At 42.5% G+C, this 21,972-nt stretch carries 24 protein-coding genes; all 24 read right to left on the bottom strand.

The genetic code is table 11. The annotated features are described in order from the left end of the window. Positions 1-31 precede the first annotated feature (31 nt). Positions 32-574: a ribosome hibernation-promoting factor, HPF/YfiA family gene (gene hpf / locus FLT43_RS14500; RefSeq protein ID WP_087440204.1), complete on the bottom strand. Its 543-nt coding sequence runs from the start codon at positions 572-574 to the stop codon at positions 32-34. Positions 575-776: 202 nt separating this feature from the next. Further along, positions 777-2,036: a DUF438 domain-containing protein gene (locus FLT43_RS14505; protein WP_087440205.1), complete on the bottom strand. Its 1,260-nt coding sequence runs from the start codon at positions 2,034-2,036 to the stop codon at positions 777-779. Beyond that, complete coding sequence (locus FLT43_RS14510) at positions 2,029-2,277, bottom strand: DUF1858 domain-containing protein (protein ID WP_087440206.1); 249 nt, start codon at positions 2,275-2,277, stop codon at positions 2,029-2,031. Before FLT43_RS14510 ends, FLT43_RS14505 begins: the two co-directional genes overlap by 8 nt. A gap of 151 nt (positions 2,278-2,428) precedes the next feature. Further along, positions 2,429-3,523: a GerAB/ArcD/ProY family transporter gene (locus FLT43_RS14515; protein ID WP_087440234.1), complete on the bottom strand. Its 1,095-nt coding sequence runs from the start codon at positions 3,521-3,523 to the stop codon at positions 2,429-2,431. Positions 3,524-3,562: 39 nt separating this feature from the next. After that, positions 3,563-4,768 (bottom strand): Ger(x)C family spore germination protein, encoded by a 1,206-nt coding sequence (locus FLT43_RS14520; RefSeq protein ID WP_244193997.1) that lies wholly within the window; start codon positions 4,766-4,768, stop codon positions 3,563-3,565. 2 nt (positions 4,769-4,770) lie between these two features. Then, positions 4,771-6,294, bottom strand: coding sequence for a spore germination protein (locus FLT43_RS14525; RefSeq protein ID WP_087440208.1), 1,524 nt, complete (start codon positions 6,292-6,294; stop codon positions 4,771-4,773). 290 nt (positions 6,295-6,584) lie between these two features. Then, complete coding sequence (locus FLT43_RS30870) at positions 6,585-6,854, bottom strand: glycosyltransferase (protein ID WP_087440209.1); 270 nt, start codon at positions 6,852-6,854, stop codon at positions 6,585-6,587. Positions 6,855-6,866: 12 nt separating this feature from the next. Continuing rightward, complete coding sequence (locus tag FLT43_RS14535) at positions 6,867-7,403, bottom strand: hypothetical protein (protein WP_127510909.1); 537 nt, start codon at positions 7,401-7,403, stop codon at positions 6,867-6,869. A gap of 11 nt (positions 7,404-7,414) precedes the next feature. Beyond that, the gene (locus FLT43_RS14540) at positions 7,415-7,597 is read right to left on the bottom strand and encodes a hypothetical protein (RefSeq protein WP_087440211.1); all 183 of its coding nucleotides are present in this window, start codon (positions 7,595-7,597) and stop codon (positions 7,415-7,417) included. A 430-nt stretch (positions 7,598-8,027) separates the two neighbouring features. Then, on the bottom strand, positions 8,028-8,225 hold the full coding sequence (locus FLT43_RS14545) for a hypothetical protein (RefSeq protein ID WP_087440213.1): 198 nt from the start codon (positions 8,223-8,225) through the stop codon (positions 8,028-8,030). A gap of 139 nt (positions 8,226-8,364) precedes the next feature. After that, entirely contained in the window at positions 8,365-9,159 is a 795-nt protein-coding gene (locus FLT43_RS14550; protein WP_087440214.1) for a formyltransferase family protein, read from the bottom strand. Beyond that, the gene (locus tag FLT43_RS14555; RefSeq protein WP_087440215.1) at positions 9,156-10,094 is read right to left on the bottom strand and encodes a polysaccharide deacetylase family protein; all 939 of its coding nucleotides are present in this window, start codon (positions 10,092-10,094) and stop codon (positions 9,156-9,158) included. The genes FLT43_RS14550 and FLT43_RS14555 overlap by 4 nt, the downstream gene beginning before the upstream one ends. Positions 10,095-10,292: 198 nt before the next feature. After that, positions 10,293-10,490 carry a cold shock domain-containing protein gene (locus FLT43_RS14560; RefSeq protein WP_087440216.1) on the bottom strand — a complete coding sequence of 66 codons (198 nt, stop codon included), beginning with the start codon at positions 10,488-10,490 and terminating at the stop codon, positions 10,293-10,295. 61 nt (positions 10,491-10,551) lie between these two features. Continuing rightward, positions 10,552-11,352, bottom strand: a complete 801-nt coding sequence (locus FLT43_RS14565; RefSeq protein ID WP_087440217.1) for an acylneuraminate cytidylyltransferase family protein — start codon at positions 11,350-11,352, stop codon at positions 10,552-10,554. Beyond that, positions 11,349-12,272 carry a Gfo/Idh/MocA family protein gene (locus FLT43_RS14570; protein WP_087440218.1) on the bottom strand — a complete coding sequence of 308 codons (924 nt, stop codon included), beginning with the start codon at positions 12,270-12,272 and terminating at the stop codon, positions 11,349-11,351. Before FLT43_RS14570 ends, FLT43_RS14565 begins: the two co-directional genes overlap by 4 nt. Beyond that, positions 12,273-13,256 (bottom strand): Gfo/Idh/MocA family protein, encoded by a 984-nt coding sequence (locus FLT43_RS14575; RefSeq protein ID WP_087440219.1) that lies wholly within the window; start codon positions 13,254-13,256, stop codon positions 12,273-12,275. A gap of 68 nt (positions 13,257-13,324) precedes the next feature. Beyond that, positions 13,325-14,377 (bottom strand): nucleotidyltransferase family protein, encoded by a 1,053-nt coding sequence (locus tag FLT43_RS14580; RefSeq protein ID WP_087440220.1) that lies wholly within the window; start codon positions 14,375-14,377, stop codon positions 13,325-13,327. Beyond that, positions 14,374-15,036 (bottom strand): acetyltransferase, encoded by a 663-nt coding sequence (locus FLT43_RS14585; protein WP_087440221.1) that lies wholly within the window; start codon positions 15,034-15,036, stop codon positions 14,374-14,376. The genes FLT43_RS14580 and FLT43_RS14585 overlap by 4 nt, the downstream gene beginning before the upstream one ends. Beyond that, positions 15,033-16,103: an N-acetylneuraminate synthase gene (gene neuB, locus FLT43_RS14590; protein WP_087440222.1), complete on the bottom strand. Its 1,071-nt coding sequence runs from the start codon at positions 16,101-16,103 to the stop codon at positions 15,033-15,035. The genes FLT43_RS14585 and neuB overlap by 4 nt, the downstream gene beginning before the upstream one ends. 17 nt (positions 16,104-16,120) lie before the next feature. After that, complete coding sequence (gene neuC, locus FLT43_RS14595; RefSeq protein WP_087440223.1) at positions 16,121-17,278, bottom strand: UDP-N-acetylglucosamine 2-epimerase; 1,158 nt, start codon at positions 17,276-17,278, stop codon at positions 16,121-16,123. Next, the gene (locus FLT43_RS14600) at positions 17,271-18,443 is read right to left on the bottom strand and encodes a LegC family aminotransferase (RefSeq protein WP_087440224.1); all 1,173 of its coding nucleotides are present in this window, start codon (positions 18,441-18,443) and stop codon (positions 17,271-17,273) included. The genes neuC and FLT43_RS14600 overlap by 8 nt, the downstream gene beginning before the upstream one ends. 17 nt (positions 18,444-18,460) lie before the next feature. Then, entirely contained in the window at positions 18,461-19,468 is a 1,008-nt protein-coding gene (locus FLT43_RS14605; RefSeq protein ID WP_087440225.1) for an NAD-dependent 4,6-dehydratase LegB, read from the bottom strand. After that, a complete protein-coding gene (locus tag FLT43_RS14610; protein WP_164776345.1) occupies positions 19,455-21,332 on the bottom strand; it encodes a motility associated factor glycosyltransferase family protein in 1,878 nt (625 codons plus the stop codon). Before FLT43_RS14610 ends, FLT43_RS14605 begins: the two co-directional genes overlap by 14 nt. Next, complete coding sequence (locus tag FLT43_RS14615) at positions 21,325-21,918, bottom strand: DUF8042 domain-containing protein (protein WP_087440227.1); 594 nt, start codon at positions 21,916-21,918, stop codon at positions 21,325-21,327. The genes FLT43_RS14610 and FLT43_RS14615 overlap by 8 nt, the downstream gene beginning before the upstream one ends. Positions 21,919-21,972: the final 54 nt, after the last annotated feature.

Consider the following 21,972-nt stretch of genomic DNA (forward strand, 5'->3'; position numbering starts at 1 on the left):
TCGCGATGCACCAGAGCCGGCCAAGCCGTTATCAGCCTTGTTCAATCAAGCCGTAGCGCCCGTCATTGCGGCGGTAGACTACGTTCACTTCCTTCGTCTCAGAGTTCGAGAAGACGAAGAAACTATGTCCAATCATATTCATCTGCAGAATCGCTTCCTCGACATCCATCGGCTTCAGCGTGAACCGCTTCGTCCGTACGACTTCGAGCTGGTCTTCCTCATCCACCGGTACTGGTGTAGCCGCATCACTGAACAGATGCGCCTCGGTGCCCGTCTGACGGAACTTCCGGTTGACCTTCGTCTTGTGCTTGCGAATTTGCCGTTCCAGCTTATCCGTAACGGAATCGATGGAAGCATACATATCCTTGCTCCGATCTTCCGCTCGCAGCAGCAAGCCTGGCAAAGGAATCGTCACTTCAACGCTATGCTGGTCGCGTATTACGCTCAGCGTCACGTTGACATCTGACGTAGGGGGAGCTTCGAAATAGCGTTCCAGCCGCCCTAGCTTCTTCTCGACATAATCGAGCAAGGCGTCTGTCACTTCAATGTGTTGACCTCGAACTTTGTAATTCATAGGACACTCCTCCTTTGATGTCTACATTATACCATAACTGCCCAGCGGGAACTACGTGAAACGGTTACAATTCATTAACAATATGTATGAGCTATGTACCCGGTTGAAGCGTGTTTGAATCCGGATTTTTGTGGATTTTATTATCGTTAGAAATAGGAAAGGCCGTCCCTGCTAATACCGGGAAACGGCCACACCCATGAATCTATGATAATCCGGAATAAATGCGCTTCTCTCCCTCAATGGCCTGAATCGGCGCTATATTCTGCGTAAACTCCAATGTCCCCATATAGCGTCCATCCGTCTCTCGAATGGCAAAATACCGGATCAGCACATACTTGTCTTTCATCCGAATCCAGAAATCTTCTGCATCCCTCACACCCGACTTGAAGTCATCCAACAGCCGGTTGACAATATGCACGCTTTGCGGCGGATGGCAATTCTGCACGGTACGGCCGATAACCGACTTCGTGCGGGTAAAGATGCGTTCCGGGCCATGCGAAAAATAGCGGACGACATCATGCTCGTCGATGAGAGTGATATCAACCGGAAGATGATTCAGCATCAGTTCCAGTTGCTTCAAAGATAGCAAGCCAGTCTCCAGACGGATATATCCTTCTCGTATCGCCGTATCCTCAGCTTCAGCTGGCGAACGCTCAGGCTTCCATTCGGCGGGCGGTTCGATAAAGCAGTATCCGATCTCTCCGCTCTCTGCGGCGATGCGGACCCATTCATCCTCTGTCAATGTCTGCAATGCCATAGGAAGAAGTATATTTTCTTCCTTAAAGATCATCTCATCCACTTCTTGAATAAGGCTGCGCAGACGTGCCGCGATGCCTTCCCGTTCTTCAATGTCGGCGGAAGACAAGTCGGATATAGTCTGTCTTACCGCCTTCACATCAGCCCGGATACAATCGTCGACGCCCCACATGACCTGCGTTGGGCCGTGAATTCCGTACTGCTCCAAATACGGAAACAGCAAGTTCTCCTTGCGGCTGTAGTGCTTATCTATCTCCATCAGCAGCTTCAAATCTTCCAGTACCTTGCCACGGCTGTGCTCGCTTCCATCCTGCATGAACCGATCCATATGAAGGGAGAGCTTGAAATGCAGCAGTCGCTCCATCTCGCGATTTTCCAGCTTGAACGTATGAACCGGATGTCCGGGCTGCTCCTCTGGCTGAGCCGAACGGTGCAGCTCCTGGATGGACCCCTTGAATACGGCCGTGTGGACGGAGCAGAGACGCTGCACCTCCTCGACTGGAATTCCCTCTTCTCCGATCAGTGCCTGCTCAAGCTCCGAAATTTCCGCCACCGTAACGTCGCCCACCGCCTCCTCATATTGGGCCCTGACTTCATCAACCGGCTTACCCTCATGGAGTTGTTTAATAATTTGCTTTAGCTTCTCCTGACGCTCCCGATTGGTTTTATGACCATGATGCCCGCGGTTGCTAATGATCTCACTCATTGCGGTTCCCCTCCTTGCCGATGACGTGATAACCTTCGCGTTCGAATGTATCCATAATGACATCCATATCAATTCCCCTGGCCTTGGCTCCCCGCGGAATCGTCATGATGCGGCCGGCCGTATTTAATAAGGCGGGATTCGCAATCTGCTCAAACCCCAATGACTGCATAATGAGGATAACCTCGGGATCGGATGCGCATAAGTCGAACACCGTTTTCGTCAGATCGAGCGTCTTATTCATTGCCAGTCCCCCTTGCAGCTTGCATGGTACATCTATGCTTAGAATGAGAATAGTTCTCATCTCTTGCTTCAGAGTAACACGGCCCATTCGAACAGCTTGTGATTGCACGCACATAGAGAGTGACAGTATGATGTCGGGCACACGCTGGAGGTTACTGTTTTCCCTTATGATACTGACGCTTAATCATCAACCCTATGAACAATAGAAGGGGAATAGCCACACCCGACGTAAATACGATGGTGATCCAGATTGTGGCGGTGAATTGATGCTCTGCAGCCGAATTCGGAAAAACCTTTACCGATACAACGACTAACAGCGCGACCATAGGCAGCAATATGGGTCGATAGCTTGGAAGGCGGGCAAGACGAACAAGCCCTGATACCGCTGCGTAGAAGTAGAGGGACATTTTCACAAAAGTCGTTATTAACCACAGCCCCGCCGCAATCGCTTCAACCCGTTCCAGAAATTTGCCAATGTTTATTCGCTGCGCCAAGGAATAAACCGGATATTCTTGCAGTGAAGTGACGTTGGCGCCTAGCACGAGGATGGTTAATGCCGCGACGACACTAGATAGAACTCCGCCAACCAGTACAGCCCCAGCGAAGGCTCGAGGGGCTTTCCTGGCATCTGTCAGCTCGACCGGTTGAACCATCAGGAAGACCGCGAGGGGCATGTAGGACAGGCTCAACACCACCAGAACCGAATGGGCCAGTTCCTTCGGCCCTGCTTCCAGGAAAGGCTGGACATTCCGAACATCGATTTGCGGAAGCAGAAGCGCCACCATAAAGAGAAACAGAAGCGCAAACCATGGGAACAGCAATTCCGTCATTCTGGCCAATGTATCGAAGCCGCTCCCGATCGCATACAAGAGAAGAATAGCAAACAATGCATTGACAAACAGAAGCGGTGTTTCCGGCATTAACACTGTAATAATGAACTTGCCGACATCAAATAACACCAATGAGGCTCCAAAAAAGGAAAACAGGATAAACAGCAGCGCCAATCCCTTCCCAATCCATGTGCCGAACAGCGACTCGCCTATTTCAACGATCGTCATTCCGGGAGCGGCACGGGTAATCCCGTTATAGAGCAGGACGAGCAACAATCCCGGCGCCATTGCCGCGATGGGAGCCATCCAGGCGTCTTGTCCGATTTCAGCGGCTAACCCAGCTGGCGTAATCAAAATCGTCGTCCCGACCGTGAAGAGAATGGCAAATATTTTAAATTGACGCAGATTGATTTTCATCGGCTTCACCACCAATTCGCCCCCATTGGTACAAGCAGCTTATTCTTTCACTTTTTCAAGAAAGGTACCTTTCGTTTTCCCGGAAGTTCTTAGCTTCACATCGACATGAAAATGGACGGGAACGGAATCCATACGTTCTGGCCAATGCGACTTCAGTCGTGCCCATGCTCCGGGAGCGGAACGATGCAGGGCAGCCCCCAGGCCGATAAAGTCCGTCTTCAGGTCGTACGCTTTTTTCAGCGTCTTCTCTAAAATCAATTTCCACTCCTTTTCTCCAATCTTTTCCGCGGCGCGAATGACGGCTGGATCTCCAAGATTATCCTTGCACTGCGTTTCTCCGACATTGGCAATCGCCTTGATATGGATATCGATTTGCGGCGTACGACTGCCTTTACCTACATGAATCCGGCTACTGGTCCGCATATTTTCCAGCGCAAGATTGCCTTCTTCGCTAGGGCAAGGGATGACGCCCACGGTGCTCCTTACGCTCCCCTTTATGTAGTTATAGCCTTTGCTCTCCTCTTCATTAAGCCAACCGATGAGCTTATCCTTCCGAAAGACCGCCATACCGTCATATTTTAATTGGGCCGGCGATTCCGTTGCCTGTACGTTTTTTCTCGTCTTCCCTTCCTTAATATCGCCAAGGTACCGAATGCCGGTAATGACCGGCGTTTTTCCTGCCGTCATCATATCGGATATCAGCTCATCCAGCTTCACCGTCCCGGTCGCCGCCCACGATTTGCTTGACATCTCCAGCGAGGAGAACATTTTATTTGCTGGGATTTTTTCGATAGCCGGGTAATCCTTCAAAATCTCCTCAGCCCTGATCTCCCTGGCAATGGCGATATAAAAGTCGGTTCGAAATTCATGATCCCGGGAAATAAATTCGACCGCATGGCCAATGCCCTTTCTCGCCGCTTCTTCGCCGATGAGGAACATCCTTAGATGGGAAAAGTAAATTTTCCGCGCCGACGTTGTCGTCATCCTCCTGATGGCCTCGAACACCGTCTTTCCCTGCTCCTTATAGACCGTAACCGGAGCATGTCCGCTCCCCTTTTTCGAAGCGATTTCTGCCGGATCGACGACCTGCACGCTTACGGTATACCCCGCTTCCGCCTGGTCCACCCCCATCGCTACGGCGATGACCATATCGTTGACTTCTCTCCTGTCCCAGCACCCGGTTAAGGCCAGCGTCACCATCAGCCAAAGCGCCGCAGTACGCCATATATATGCCGCATGTATCACGGTTATCTGCCCCCATCACGCTTCTTATTCGTATTGATCGGGTGTATGCGTTGGGCGAGACTAACTTTCGGCAGTCTGAGGAGGCTGTCTTGCTGTTCCCGCAGATCGAACGGGGAGAACGGAGTCATGTACGGCACGCCGAACGATCTCAGGCTGCACAAGTGAACCATAATTATCCCGAGCCCGATAAAAATGCCATACAACCCCGCCATAGCCGCCAATCCCATTAACGGATACCTCAAGATTCTGACGGCAATTCCCATGCTGTAGGCAGGAATGGAGAAATTGGAGATCGCGGTTATCGCGACAACAATAACCATTCCTGGCGATACCAGCCCCGCCTCTACCGCCGCCTGGCCAATCACCAGCGCGCCGACAATGGATACGGCCTGCCCGATCGCCCGGGGCATGCGAACGCCTGCCTCCCGCAAAATCTCGAAAATCGTCTCCATAATCAAAGCTTCCACAAAAGCAGGGAAGGGAATGCCTTCCCGCCCGGCCGCGATACTGATCATGAGCGGTGTAGGGAGCATCTCTTGGTGGAATGTCGTAACGGCGATATATAGGGACGGGCCCAGCAGAGCAATAAAGAAGGCCAGCATTCTCAGCATTCGAATCAACCCGAAGTCGGAGCGCTGGTAGTAATCTTCGGAAGCCTGGAAGTATTGAATGAAGAGGGCAGGCACCAGCAAAACGAAGGGCGTCCCGTCAACCAATATCGCTACGCGTCCTTCCATCAGCCCGGATGCAACCACATCGGGCCTTTCCGTGTTGTACATCGTCGGAAAAGGGGTGAATGTCCGGTCTTCAATAAGCTCTTCAATCATGCCGCTTTCCAATATGCCGGCCAGCTCCAGGTTGTCCAATCTTCGATGAACTTCTTCCACCACCTGAGCGTCTGCCGTTCCCTTCATGTACATGACGGCTACGCTCGTCTGCGACAGCGTCCCGATCGTTTTGGTCTGAAACCACAGCTTCGGGTTTTTGATTTTCCGGCGAACGAGCGCCGTGTTCGTCCTCAAGTTTTCGGTGAACGCATCCCGCGGACCTCTCACCACCGTCTGATCTTCGGGAGTTTGAACCCCGCGATCCTCCCAGCCTGCCGTATCCGCGGCAAGTCCGCGGTCGCATCGATCAAGCAAAACAATCGTTGCCCCGCTCATCAGGCAGCTGAACAGCTTGCGAAAATCGGGGACTTCTTCAAGGTGGGATACCGACACGGCATATTCTTTGAATATGGTGAACCAATCCGCCTCTGGCGAGCGCTCCTGCGCCTCCGAAATCATCTCGCTGCTCGTAACCGCCCTCACGACAAAATCTTGCACTACCGTCGTATCGGCCAACCCATCGATGTACAAAATAGCTGCCTTCAGATCAGGCCTTCCTCCCACCCACATTTCTCTTACGACGAGATCCGTGCTGTCGCCCATCGTCTCCTTTACCTTTTGCACATTCTTCTCCAAGGCCGCGGCTAACGGTTCGTATTCCAGCGCGGAGTACTCCAAGGTTTCATCCTTCCCGCTCATGTCCAGCCTCCTTCCGCGGTATATTGTATTTGGAGTATTCCCGGTTGGGGTATTTTTTACAAACAAAAAACAAGCCCAACGCCCTATTAGCGGCGTTGGGCTTGTTTTGTTAGGTAGAAGTTACTTACTGAATAATGTTTTTGAAGCTAGAAATATATGATGTAAATGCTTACTTCACACGATGAAAGCCATTGCTGTGCAATACAAACTCCGTCAAATCTGAACTAAGCATCGATGGTGCGGTTCCTTTCGACTCGTTTCCATCCATTCCTGACGTTTACAACCTTCGATTAATGAAGTAATTTATGTAATTTCACAGCATCAATTATTTGTTGCGCTCTGTGAAGCCATAAGTGTCCGGAAAGTATTACATTTCTAGCGTTGTGAGACATAAACTCTAATAATTCTGTATTCTTATAGAGTGTCTCGATTCTATCTAATGAGTTTAATTCCTGATAATTATAATATAAAATACTCTCAGTGTCTTTAAAATGTTCATCCAGGTACTCATCATTATAATCAACTATATTAACACTCCCTGCAAGAGCAGCCGTAAAAATCCGTTCATGACCTCAATGTTTGAATGTAGGTAATACACAGAGGGACATTTTTGCAGTTCCCATTTTCATTATTGTATCTTCAAAAGATATAGGAGAATGAATTGAGGCAGTTATCCCACTACTCAAGGAGTTCCACCCATTTCCATAAATATTCATAGGAACAATTTTACAAAGCCTGGTCACAACATCTCGCCTGATAAGGTTTCTATTATATAAATCAACTAACTGAAAGAGTGGAATAAGCTTGGTATAATGACTGATATTATACTCCCAGCCTCGTGAATACATTATCCTCTGAACACAATTTTCAAAAGGTAAATTAGAGTACGCCAAAAATTCTTCTGATATTTCATCACAAAATTTTTCTTTAGGGATGTACTTTTCCATAAGACTTACATGGTTTCTATCGACAAATGAAAAAATCATATTGTTTACGGCTGAATATTTGACTCTTTCTAATTGATAAATCGGGTGATCCACAAAAGAAACGAATGGAAGGTTAAATAAGTCATAAATTGAACCTTTCTCAACACTTATTTCCATTCCCACTGCATTCATACCTAATGCAAAAAAATATCCCCATTATTCAGTGCTTCTTCCAGTGTACTAAAACAATTTTCAGCCAACAAATCAATAATAATAGATTGATAACCTATTTTATTAAAGGCTAGTGCCAGATCATCAACAAAATAACGTAATACATCATACTGACTCTGTCCTTTAAATAAAATTACTTTTCTCATTACTCGTCAATCCATCTTAGAATAAAGTAGAAAACCGTTCTCAAGGCCTCCCCCTTATCAAACCGCACGTGCCCCATTAAGGCATGCGCCTCACCAACGTGATTCAAAATGAAATCAATATGTTGCTAAGCGTTGTGCATATTGCATTTTTTCGAACAAGGTCAGGAGTGTAATAGTTTTGTCCTTGTTCCTTTGCTTTCTGCACTTTCTAAGCATGTATTGACTTTGTCTGTTCTTTATGTAGTCGAAATAGTCTTCGAGCGTATAGCCGTACTGCGCATTGTTGTATAGCCAGAACGCAGGGATAAATCCGATCGGATCAAGACCTCGTTGTTCCATTTCGTTTTCATCGTACGCTTTAAAGGTCAGGTAATAGTTAACCTTGCCTCGAATAATTGGAATTGACGCGCCCTAGCACTGCTCTGTGTTTTCAGCGCTTTGCTTTAACTTTTTTCTTAAAGTCCTTCCAGGTAGCGTCTCTGGGTTCCACAATGAAATAAGGCTTCCCATCTATCCTTCGTTCCCTCCAGTTCTGGAACGTGAATCCAAGAAAGTCGAAGTCGTCGTACTTCAAGTTCACCGCTTTGGTTTTCTCCGTGGCAACACTTCCAGCCCAAGTTCTTTTCACGGGTTACACCTCATTAGTTTGTTGTCTCAACAACTACATTCTACTTGAGGGATTTGAACATGGCTCTCTTCATTTATCGGAAGAGGTTTATACAATTTTTCGGGATCAACTCAACAGGCTTGGCAAATCATTCGCTTCATTATCCAACATATGGATTCAAAAATTGTTTTAAGTCCCTAGACTCAAGTTTGTCTTTAATAAATTGGGGATCGGGAGAGTTTTGTAAGTACTTTTGAGCAACCACATCGGTAAAGTCTATATTTCGTGTGTATCTTATTTCGTATTTTTTTTCTTGTTTAACCGGAGTAAATTCATTTATTTTCCCCGTACTAATGTACTCGATCAATGAATCATGAGCAGCTTTGACTGCCTTCATCCCAATAACGAAAGGGTCAATTACTTCAGCTCTAGGAAATGCATGGAATAACATATCTCCTGAATCGAGACCCTTACTTAACATATGAATAGTGGCCCCGACCAATTCTGGATTACCATCATACATGGCCCAAAAATTGCATGAACTTCCACGATAATATGGAGAAGTTCCCATGTGAATGTTTATGGCTTTATTGGCAACCAGAAAATCGCATAATGGTCCTTTAATGTAACATGAACCAAAAACAATGTAGTAATCGGATTTAAGTGCAGGAGATAACGTTTGGATGTCTAACATATTTAAATCCCCGCTTTTTAGTACAAGCTGACTTACATTTTTAGAAGTGAACTTTATATTTCCGAATACTTCTCGTTCCGCGTTGATAACATTACTGAAATATTTCTGCATAACATCGCTCTTAATAAAAAAATCAGCAATTCTTCCTGGAAAAACCGTATTACACTCTTGAATCGCGTACACTTCATCCGCAATAGTCGCCAGAGACTCTATTAAAGACACATGCCGTGGTTGGTTGCTTGTAAAAACTGTTATCTTCATATAACGTCAATCTCCATTTTTCTCAGAATGTTAGCATGATCTTCTCTCGGAAATTCATAAAGTGAATGAAAGTTATCCTTCATATTGGACCTAAACCCTAGTTTTATATGGAGTTCTTTTAATACTTCAATTGTCTTATGGTTATAAGAGTTACATGGATGTGACATACAATCAGGTTTCTCTCCAATAATAGCTGAAAGAACCTGTAGATTGGTTTTGTACTCATTCATCTGTTCCCTACTATCTAAATCAGCCGTTGATGTAGGGTGGGAGTGCGTATGTAGTCCGATCTTGTGTCCCTTTTTATGTAATTCTAAAACATTCTCCCTAGTCATCCAAAGTTTATTTTTTAAGGAATAAAAATCTATATTATATTCGTACAGCATCGCTTCCATAAGTCGGTGATATTTCGTAGCTTTCAAAATCTGATCTCTTAGATATCGAAATGTCCGATCGTTATCCGTATAAAAGGAAAAATCCTTTAAATATGATGACGGGATAAAATTGTCTAAGGATTTGATAACCTCAGCTCCATATTCCGACTTCTTAGCTAAAGTAAAAAATGCATGATAAAAATCATCTACATCTTGGAAGTATGCAAACCTAAAGTATCTGTAAATCTCCAGTTTTTCTAATTTTCCTTCTAATGGAGATGTATATACAAACCAAAATGCTTTCAAACTGAACTTTTGTAACACGGGATAGGCTATATCATATTGACATTTAAGGTTATCGTCGAAGCTTAAACAAAGCTCATTATGTTTCAAAGTGCCGCGTAACGCCTTATCCATCCATTCATCTGCTGATAATATGTCATTATTCTTTTGTAAATATAGGATCATTTCTTCTAATTTACCTGCCGATATCGAACCCTGACCACGAATATGTTCAGAATCATCATGAAAATGATGAAACATTATGCCATGAGGTTTCATGTAAATTCTCCTATTACTTATAAACTGTAAACCAAATCCTAATGTATATATCGGTCTTTAAGAGATAATTATTTATCTTCAGATCATATAAATTACACCAGAAGAATCCTCCACAAGAACAAAAAAATCCTGGCACTTAGTGCCAGGATTTCGTCTAGCTAATCGGAATCATATATAATTCGACTCACGTCGGTATAATTACAGTTTGATTACGTTAGCTGCTTGTGGACCGCGTGCGCCTTCCACGATATCGAACTCAACTTCTTGACCTTCTTCCAGAGTCTTGAAGCCGTCCGATTGGATAGCGGAGAAGTGAACAAACACGTCGTTGCCTTCTGCAGTCTCGATAAAGCCATAGCCCTTTTCAGCGTTAAACCATTTTACTTTACCTTGCATGTCGATAACATTCCCTTCATCTTCAAATCAGTGAAGATTGTCCTTCACAATTCCGACTATATCACTGGCTGGAAGCGTTGTCAATGGAAATGTTGATGTTCGACTTATAATCATAAATATTCTTAATATTTATGTACACTTCCTCAAACCCTTTATTGTCTTGGAGTAACTTTATATATATGTATTCCATCCATTGGAAATCTTGCTCGCAGTCGATATCTAGTACAAGCGTGTCCTCCATTTCAACCATTCCGCAGTTGCCGTCAAAAAGGTGCTCCGCAGTAATAAGGTAACTTGGGTCATATGCATAAATAGAGGCGTTCATGTCATAAGTTTGGGGTACCTGTTGTCTTGCTGTGTATCTTGCCTCTTGAACTAATCTCGCCTTTCCGGCTTCATCTTTCACCATATTGAAGAATGGGCTTCTTCTAGACCTAACCACTGAAAATACTACATCCAAATCCTTGTTTTCATTTTTCAAATCAATGACCCGTATAATATCATTCACCGTTCTTATCGGTGATGTAATATCCAAATCTAATACAAGGTCATAATTAATGCCCGTATAATCACTGGTCTTCAATAAAGTATCGCGTATTACATTGAGTTTACTAACATGTTCTCCAGCCAACGCCTGTTCTCTGTTTACTAAAATAAAGTTGCGAAAAGACTTAGTTAACTCTATAATTTCCATGCTGTCCGTATTTATGGCCACATCAACGTAATGATTTAGTTGCTCCATCAACAAATCAATGACAGAAAATGTATAAAGGACCAGAGGATAGCCGTTAAAAATTTTTGTATTTTTCCCCTTTACCCCTTTGGAACCGGCCCTTCCACAAACCGTGATGAGTATATTCATTGTAATATTTCTCCCTTAGCAAGCATTAGAACCTTATAAGCATGAACTAAATCGTTAAAGTTGTCTTTCTCGGTAACGACTTCGTTTAAAAAATAATTCAGCTCGTTCAGATACATTACGTTCGTTTCCTCGCGGATCTGGTCAATAAGACCATTTTTTTTTGATGTGATCGTATCTTGCAAAAGATCACATACAATTAAGTCCTCGTTTGTTGTTAGCTCTATTTTTCTCTGTGGATATATTCCGAAATAGTCTAAATGAACCTCTACAATTTTATCGTCATACTCCATCGTATATACCGCAATATCGTTACTGTCTATGCTCAGATTCGATTTCTTGCCTAATAAAACATTCACTCGCGATGGAAATCCGAATAAATAAGTTACATAGTCCAGTTCATGGATACAGTCCAACTCTACTCCTCCGCCTAAATCTTTCATGGCTGAATAACTGTTACGATAATCCATGTTTCTCCAATGGGGCAAATAAGAAGAGCAGATCACTCTTACGGAATAAATGTCTTTGTCTGCTATAAATTCTCTTAGTCTCATCATGATATTTTTAAAACGCAAGGGAGCGGCAACATAAACTTTATGTGATTGTATTTTCATTGCTTCTATATTATGCTTGCGATCAAATAGTGGTTTCTCTACAAAAAAATACCGCGCCCTTTTCTTAATAGAGTTCAAGGTCTCGTAGTGATAAGAGGTAGGATTCGTAATAAATGCAGCATCATAATTTCCTGTAATTTCATCCATGCTGTAAAAATTGGTTGCAACACTGCTCACATGGGCATTATTTTGTTTATTCGTTCTATAAGCATGTACTTCTAAAGCGATATACTTCTGCTCACATAGCGTTCGTAAATTTTTTAGATGCCTTTGCCCAATTGAACCCAGGCCAAAAAATATAACTTTCAATTAAATGTCCCCTTCAACCCCATCTATGACCTGCAAAATGTACTTATCCTTTTCAAATGAGTATTTTGGTTCAGTTATTTTGCCAGAAATGTATCTGATAAACTCATTTAGTTCCTCCAAATATGCATCTTCAATGATGGACGAAGCATATGCTTTATCATTTATGAAATCATTGTACAATATAATGTTATCCATTTTATTTTTCTCATTGTTCCAAACTTGCAAGCCAGTCGGCGAACCATTCCATTGTACCTGGAACTCCTCACCTATTAACTCGAAATCTCTCTTTGCTATCTTGGATACCACATTAACATTTATCGTCCCGACAGTTCCGTTGTTATGTTCCAAAATAACGGAATAATTATCTGGATAATCAATGTCCAGATTAGATACTTTATTTTTTACAACCAAATAATTATTAATATGACCAAATACTTCGGTAATCCAAGGCAGTTCAATGGCCAATATCTCCCTGCATCCATTAGTTTCTTTATGTGCTACAAAGAAATCCCGATACGACTCCCACGGATGCCAATCCTTTAGATACTGACCTACATGATATCTATAGAACATTTTTCTGTTGGATTTCTCTACTAACGAATTTATATATTGGATTTCTTTCCGGTACAAAAAAGTCGAAGATAGAAATAATTTCACATCATTCTTTGCAGCTAAATCAAGAATCTCGTCATAGTATTCACTGTTTAAGTTTATCTCCGTGAACACATGAAGTCGATAGTCTATCGCTTGCTTTATCATATCTTGATGCGTATTGGGGGAGGTACAAATTATAACGGCCAATAAATTACTATCCCTTAGTTCCTCTAAGGTGCTGTATGTCTCAATTCCCAATAAGCTTAGCGCCTCATCCCGTCGGTCTTTTCTCAAATCCACACCATAGATGATGATATCCCTAACATTTTTTTGCAAGAGCTTTATTCTTCTTTTTCCCATCGAACCTAAACCGATGACCGCTATTTCCATATATTCTCCATCCTATTTGTTCTAACTATAGATTATTAATATGTACCCATAAAGAGTTCAAAACTTAATTAAATAACTCCCGTTTCTAAATCGAAATTAGCCCGCTTGAAGTCATCCATTCGTCCTATGTCAATCCAGTACTCGCGAATAGGAAAGACTGTGGTTTCATAATTGTTTTCAATAAGCTTCTGAAACAATTCTGGCATATCGTAATATCTTCCTTTCGGAATGAACTGCAATGTCTCAGGTTGAAGAACATAAAGTCCGCCGTTAATAAAATATCGTTGAACAGGTTTTTCCTCTATCCCAAGCAACTTATAATCATTTGTACGTACAACACCATAAGGAACTTGGTATTCGAACTCACGGACACCCATCGTTGCCATAGCTTTATTCTCTATGTGATATTCTAATAGACGATCGAAATTAACTTTAGTAAGCAAATCTCCATTCATTACAAAAAAAGGTTCAGTGATACCCATGTCGCTCAAGTAACTGAGTGCTCCGGCTGTTCCAAGGCGTTCCGACTCATTTATGTAAGTAATCCCTATGCCCCATTTTGAACCATCCCCGAAATACTCTTTAATCATATCGGCGTGATAGTTGACGGATATAAAGTAGTTATGGAATCCATATTCCATGAAATTTTCGATGATTAATTCCAATATCGGTTTGTCTCCAAGTTTCAACAAGGGTTTGGGACAATCGTCAGTTAACGGTCGTAAACGAGTACCCAGACCACCCGCCATCAATACTATGGGATTAGAATACTGTTTTTTCTCAATAAAATTGTCCATCAGTTCGATTCGAGCAAGTCTTCCTTCGTCATCCACCACCGGAATTTGCCGCAGCTGTTTCTTTTTCATTAGCATAAAAATGCTTTGTCTGCTATCGCTAAAACGGGCCACGACAGGATTTTCATTCATAATCTCGGTAACAGGGCTTTGAAGAGATACGCCCCTCAAAATTCCTCGCCGGACATCTCCATCCGTGACGGTTCCTAATAATCTATGTTCGCCGTCTACTACAAGCGCAATTTGCAGCCCTGATAAGTCTATTTTTTCTATCACCTGAAAAATAGAGGTGTCCGCGCTAACCCATAGCTTCTTCCAGTCTATCATTTTGAAACCTCCTTCGCTGGAACTCCATACGCTTTTTTGTTACTTGGTAACGTATGAAGAACAAGAGAACCCGCTCCTATCACGCATGAATCACCAATATGTATGTTTTGTACAACGGTTGCACCAGCGCCGATAAATACAGAGCAGCCTATAATAACTGAGCCACATATGGTAGCACCCGGAGAAATATGCGAATGACTCCCAATAATTGTGTCATGATCAATAGAGGCACGCGTATTAATAATAACGTTATCTCCTATAGTCACTCCCGGTTGAATGACACTTCCTGCCACAACTTGTACTCCTGCACCAAGGCTTGCCGTTGCGGAAATGACTGCAGCAGGATGAATAACTTGCTTAAAGTCATAACCTAGAGAAGTAAACTTCTCATAGAGCCGCCTTCTGAGGGAAGAATCCCCTACCAAGCCAATGCCATTAACTAGACTTACTTCCGCAGGATGATAACGGAAAATTACTTCATCGTCTCCTATATATTTCAGTTCCTCGGACAAAGCACCGGAGGCATTGATATCTGTATATCCAATAATGTTGACTTTACACTCATTTAAGATATCCAGTAATACTTTTGCGTGCCCTCCTCCACCTAAGATGATTACTGGTTTTTTGGAGCTTTTGTCTATTTCTGAATAGAAAGTCATAATATCTCGTCAGTCTGGTAGTCTTTTTCTGCTTGGCTACCGATTATTTCCCAGTATTTCATTGGGGAGATTCCGTTTCCTGGGCGCTTTGTTGTGAGGTTATCCTTCGTCCACACTTCACCGTTTCGGACTGGCTTGGCAGCGACTAGGCTTTTACGTGCAACAGGAATATTTTTACTTTCTGATCGAGTCGGAAATTTCCGTTTCAATCCCATAGCTGCTTCCACCTGACGAACGGATTGAACTAACTGATATAATTCTTGCGGCTCTAAGGAAGCTTGGTGATCCGGTCCCGGTAAATTTTTATCTAGCGTAAAGTGTTTTTCAATAACACTAACTCCAAGGGCAACGGAAGCGGTAGCTGCAGCAATCCCATTTGTATGGTCAGAGAATCCAGTAGAAAGATCAAATGCTTGGCTAAGCGTATTTATCACTTGTAAATTTACTTCGTCAAATGGAGTTGGGTATTCTGTTGTACAGTGAAGTAAAGTCACCATTTCCTTCAGAATGCTGTGACCATTATCTGTCCTATAACATTCTTTTATATCCTGAAAAGATACAGGTTCTTGTTGATGTAAGTAGCCATATGCCAATACAGACAAAGCATCTTCAATCTCACCCAATGTCCCCATTCCGGTTGATAGGATCACCGGAAGCCCACTGCGCGCCACATTCATTAGTAAAGGTCCATTCGTTAAATCGCCCGAGGACAGCTTTATTCTTGAAACTCCACATCTTTCAACCAAAAAAGTCAGACTTTCCGAATCGAATGGAGTTGAAATGAATTCAATTCCCTCTTCTCTGCATAAATCGATTAGAGTCATATGGTCATTTTGACTTAATTCCAAATTTTGAAGCAACTCATATTGGGAAGCTGCCTGGCTATGCTTCTTCTGATAATCGGCTATTTCAGCACTTGTGGTCACAAGATTCTGTGCTTTAAATGTTTGGAACTTGATTGCATCCGCCCCCGATTGTGCCGCGACGCGCACGAGCTCTTTTGCTAATTCTAACGAGCCATTATGATTAACTCCTGCTTCTGCAATTATCATTGTTCGCTTATTCATTTCTAACCCCCATCATGCTAGAAACAATCATAAAACTTTTTTTTAGGCGCATGAGTCAGCTTTATGTTTTTTAGTATTTCTTTAATAGATTCTGAAGCTCCCCCTGATCCGTAAGCCGGTACTTGTCGTTGCACATCCCCTTGAAAAGATCCTGAAAGAACTAAGCGGAGAGCCTTTACAATTTGATGAGTTTGTGGTTGACAATCGACGATTGATTTGCTCCGCAGGCGGCCTTGCTGCCGGTCTCCGATATTAACTGTAGCCACCTTCATAGCCGGTGCCTCAATAATGCCGCTGGATGAATTACCGACTACGGCTGCTGCATATTTCATTGCACTTAAATATTTAACCTGCCCTAACGAAGCGCTCACATAAACATTATCCGCTCTTGTTCTAGCATAATCTTCAATTAAGCCTATAAGTTCACGTCCTCCAGCATCTGCGTTAGGTTTAGTTATAATGACAGCATAGTCATTAAACTGTTCAAGTGCCTTCAGTAACTCTTGAAATGATAAAGCAGAAGAATGCTGTCCCAGAGTATCAGGATGATAGGTCACCAGAAAGTAAGGACGATCCAAATGAAACTGCAATGCTTGGCTCAACTCGTTTTGAGATAGCAGTTTTGTTTTGGTCAAGTGATCTAATCCTGGGGCACCATAATTAAACACCCGTTCAGGTGCCTCTCCTAATTGAATAACCCTTTTGCGGTATGATTCCGTAGCAGTAAAGTGTATATACGCCATCTTCGTAATCGCGTGCCGGATCGACTCGTCGATAGCCCCCTCTGTAACCTCGCCTCCGTACAAATGAGCGATGGGGATATTCAGAAACATGGCTGCTTGCGCAGCGGCAAGCGTTTCGAACCGATCTCCAGTCAGCACGACTATATCGGGTTGCAGTATACGAAATGCATCCGTGAAACCGATAATTCCTAGACCGACTGACTTAGACATAGCATATCCGGTATCGCCAGACAGCAGCATATCGACTTTCCAATCTATCGTGAACCCATCTTCTTCGATAACCTTATATGTTGCCCCGAACTCAGGAGCCAGATGCATACCGGTTGCTACCAGCTGTAATTGGAGTTCAGAATCGGAAGAGACTTCCCTCAAAAGCCAGTAGATAAGCCCATATTCAGCACGTGTGCCAGTGACAAAACATAATTTACGCATAAATTTCTCCTGTCAAATGTGGACTGCTTGGAATATTAATAATCTGATTCTGCAGAGATTCAGTTACCTTTAATGGCATCTTCGGCATTTGTTCGTACATGGAAAGTTTATGAAGCGGAGTCCAAATAGGACGTGTCATAAAACCTTTTTTGTTCGTCATCTGCAGTATAGATTCCCTTAATAGTTCATCTGGTTGCTTCAATACAATTGCATTTAGCCAGTAATTGCTTTTTGCATAAGGCTTTTCCTGAAATATACTAACACCCTCAATGGATTCAAATGCAGTCTGGTATTTCATCGCGAGCCTGCGCTTAGCTTCAATTAATCTCGGTAAGTACTCTAATTGAGCACATCCTAGCGCAGCATTAATATTTGGCAGCCGATAATTATACCCCACTTCCGTGTGCACAAAGTTCCATGGGTGGGGTTGTTTGGCGGTCGTAGTAATGTGTTTGGCCCGTCTAGCGATGTTTTCATCATTAGTAACGATTGCCCCGCCTCCGCCAGTAGTCATTATTTTATTTCCATTGAAGCTGAATGCTCCTATGCTTCCTATTGTCCCACAGTGTTGGCTCTTATATGTCGATCCTAAAGACTCTGCAGCATCTTCAACACATACAATATGAAACTTGGCACATAATTCGATAAGCGGGTCCATGTCCGCAGGATGCCCAAATGTATGCATAGGAACCACAGCCCGGATAACATTTCCAGTCTTCCGGTTATAGCAAATCCCTTCACGGACTTCAGCTATCTCGGTTAAGTAATCTTCCAGTGCAGTAGAATCAACGCCTAATGTGTGCGCAGATACATCAATAAAATGGGGAAGAGCATGACAATATGCTACTGCATTGGCTGTGGCTACAAAGGATAGAGATGGAATCAAAACTTCATCTTTCTCTTGAACACCAGCTAATAGCAAGCTAACGTGAAGAGCAGCTGTCCCATTGACGACGGCTACCGCATGCTTGGCTCCCAAATAATCCGCCAGGTCCCGTTCAAACCTTGAAACATAAGAGCCTACTGATGATACCCAACCGCTATCTAAACAATCCTTGACGTAATTCCATTCCTCTCCTTGAAAGCGCGGTTCATGCAATGCTACTACTCCACTTTGTTGTGGCAACAACTCACTTAACTTATTAATAATGTCATTAACTATCATGGTCCATCGCCTGATTTCTATATATTATAAATGCCAGATTTGTATAGACGCAGGTTATCCGGTTGTGTAAACCATTCGATCGTCGACTTCAGGCCCGCCCTTAAACCCTCTTTTCCTTGATACTTTGGGTTCCATCCCAAAAGCCTTTCCGCTTTTGAATTATCCGCCCACAAACGCTCCACTTCGCTTTTATCAGGACGCAATCTTTCTTCAGCAGTTTGAATCGTTATTGATCGCCCCATAACATCGGCAATTAATTCAACCATTTCGCCGATACTAATTTCATAATTACTTCCAATATTAATTTCTTCTCCTACAGAGCTCGGTGATTCCAGCATTGCAATAAACCCATGGACGGTATCTTCGACATAATTAAAGTCCCGGGTTGGATGCAGTGCGCCTAGTTCAATCACATCCTTGCCAGAAGCGATTTGTGTTATTACTGTCGGAATAATAGCCCTTGCAGATTGTCTTGGTCCATATGTATTGAATGGGCGTATAACACCAACTGGAGTTCCGAAAGAACGGTAAAATGAAAGTGCCATCTGATCCGCTCCTATCTTGGAAGCAGAGTAAGGCGATTGTCCCTGCAAGGGGTGAGCTTCATTAATCGGAACATACCGGGCCGTACCATACACTTCACTGGTAGATGTATGGATTACCTTCTCAATATCCAACTCTCTTGCAGCCTGAAGCACATTCAACGTTCCTTTAATATTTGTGTCTACATAAGTATCCGGCGAATGATAGGAGTAAGGAATTGCGATGAGCGCAGCCAAGTGCAGGACCGCATCGCATTCCTTCATCGCTGATTTCACACCATGCGGATCACGAATGTCGCCACTGAACACTTCAAATTGACCACGCACATCACCTGCGCAATTATCAAGCCATCCCCACGTGTTGAACGAATTATATAAGACAAAGGCTCTTACGTCGTAACCTTCTCGGATCAGCGTTTCGGTTAAATGTGAACCGATGAACCCGTCTGCTCCTGTAATAAGAATTTTTTTATTTGACTTCACGATTATGCTCCTCTATACATTTTTCCACCTTATTAATTCCTTCTCTAAAATATTCAATGAGCCTAGGAGTGACCTCCTGCATATTAGAAGTAACGGGGATAAGATGCTTTACCAAAAGCCTTCCACGTTTATGCCCATCTTTCTCGTTAACAATTTTTGGTATATAGCGACGAAAAATTACCAGTTGATGTTGAAGGATTGCGGAATAAATATATGTAAATACAGGTTTATTTACAAGTTGGGACCACTTTTGTTCAATAATACTGACATAATTATCGAAGGAATCCATGGTCTTATCAGTCGATAAAACCTGCCGACAATATTCGTTTATTTCCTCTAGTGTAGAATTACATTTCACTAATTGCTCCAAGAGATCTCGCATCTTTTCGAGCGCCATTTTTCCATTCTCTACACATGATGACTCATGCGATGTTTTAATAAATAATGAGCCATCAGTTTTATTCCATTCTGGATGCTCATCATGCAAATATTCAATTGGAGTATGCTTTGTTCCTTTGATAAGCGCTCCAATTTTGGATGTATTAATAAATTCAATCTTAGAATTGAAAAACGAAATAAGTTCTTCAATAGACTCTAACGTGACCATCATTGGAATAGACGTAGGATTCGTGCCGCCACAAACATTCGGAACCTCTAACTCTGTTACTGTTTCTAAATAATTACTTATCTCTTCATCTGTAAAATGATCAACTTTATTTGCATAAAGCCTATTATTAGGATAAGAAAAGTCTTGGCCAACAAAGATGACATGAGATGCCCCCATATAAACAGCTGCTTGAATAGCGGTTCCTGTTACGGAGCACGCTGAAGCGAACTTTGGTGCATCCTGTTCATTAAGCAGATAGCCCGTTAATGTGTCTTCTGCGATTGCTACATGAAATAGCGATTTACTTTTATTTTCAATGATCTTATGGTGTACATATGTTCCATAAAGCAATGGAATATCGGAATATTGCAAGCCACTAAATACTTGGTAATTTTTTTCACTTCCATCGAGAGTGACAATTAAATCGGGACATATTCCGTTACTAAATAAGAACTGTACACTAGATCCAGCTGCAATGGTAAAAACTTTGGAAGATAGGTGTTGTAAAGCTTCCTTATCCAAATCTGCCGAGGGACCTGAACCGACAATAAGAACTGGTTGATCTTTAAGAGCGTCTTTTAGGTTCTCCACTGAAAAACTGGCAATATTTTTGGACATATTAAACGTTATATTTTTTACCCAGTCCTCTCCAAAGACCACATAGGTAGCTAAGTTACTTCGATACCGGTTAATTTCTTTTTTACACAGGCGATTAAATACTTGCATCTCATCTGAATAAATCCGCTCATACCCATTAAGGCTCACAATTTTATATGAACTCGTAATTACATCGATAACACTGGTAATCATTTGTTCTTGGATAAATCCTTCCCTCCCAACCCCCAGAACAATAAGATTGGGGTGGAGAAGAACTCCTTCTAAATCTCTGGATTCTATTGCTTTAATAAAAATAGCCGGTTCAGGTTCATAAATATAAAATCGCTTATGAGGATATCTCTGCATTAATTCCTCGATATGATAACCTAATCCCATTCCATACACAAACAAATCTTCTGTATCGGAAATATTACTTTCCAATGAATCACACCATCGTACTGCCTCTTCAATTGGGTTGTACCGGCTATGAATATAACTGGTGGAACCATCGGCCTTGATAACTTTGATCGTCACTTCGTTGGAATGAGATTTAACGACTTCAACACTATTAGTATCAACTGAATGGCCCGTCACAGCAGTATAGAGATTAGGGTAAGTTGACTGTAAAACAGATAAATTCCGTTCTAGCACATTAGACATAAATATCTCCCGCAAGTTCATTTATAGATTCAAATAACGGAAAAAATTCATAACTAATAATATCGCCGCCCCAAATAAAATCTTCTTGTATGAGGGCCTCATTAATATTATTAATATGTTGACCTAATCTGTCTATTTTTTCATCAATTCTTATTACCATTTCTCTAGATAAGCCCACTTCTTTTATTAAAGAATTGAGAAAGTTTAAGGAAACATGCAACCATTGCAATCCTTCTGTAAATTCACCAAACAATTTCCAGTCTTTCTTTGATACTTTGCCGTAAAATATAGATACTAGATTTTCTTTATGCTCAAAAATTCTTTCAATATAAGTTCTTATTTGGTCTAGAGTCTCATTAATCGCATCCTTCATGGTAATCGTTTGGATTCTTAGTTCAGAGATGTGGTTCACATTTTTTGAAATATACTCTATATCGGTATCAAAAGCAGTAGTTCCATCTATTGTTGTAGAATAAACTAACTTACTTGCTTGAACAAGCTCTTCCCGAAAAACGTTCCACCAAGGAATGAAATCGGAACCATTTATAATCTTCTTTTTGATTTCCCCATCCGTATATATCTGCATTTTATGCTCTCCTTTACTTCCTTTATTTTAATTATCGGTATACGGCCTTCATTA

This window comes from Paenibacillus thiaminolyticus, assembly GCF_007066085.1.
GTDB lineage: Bacteria > Bacillota > Bacilli > Paenibacillales > Paenibacillaceae > Paenibacillus_B > Paenibacillus_B thiaminolyticus.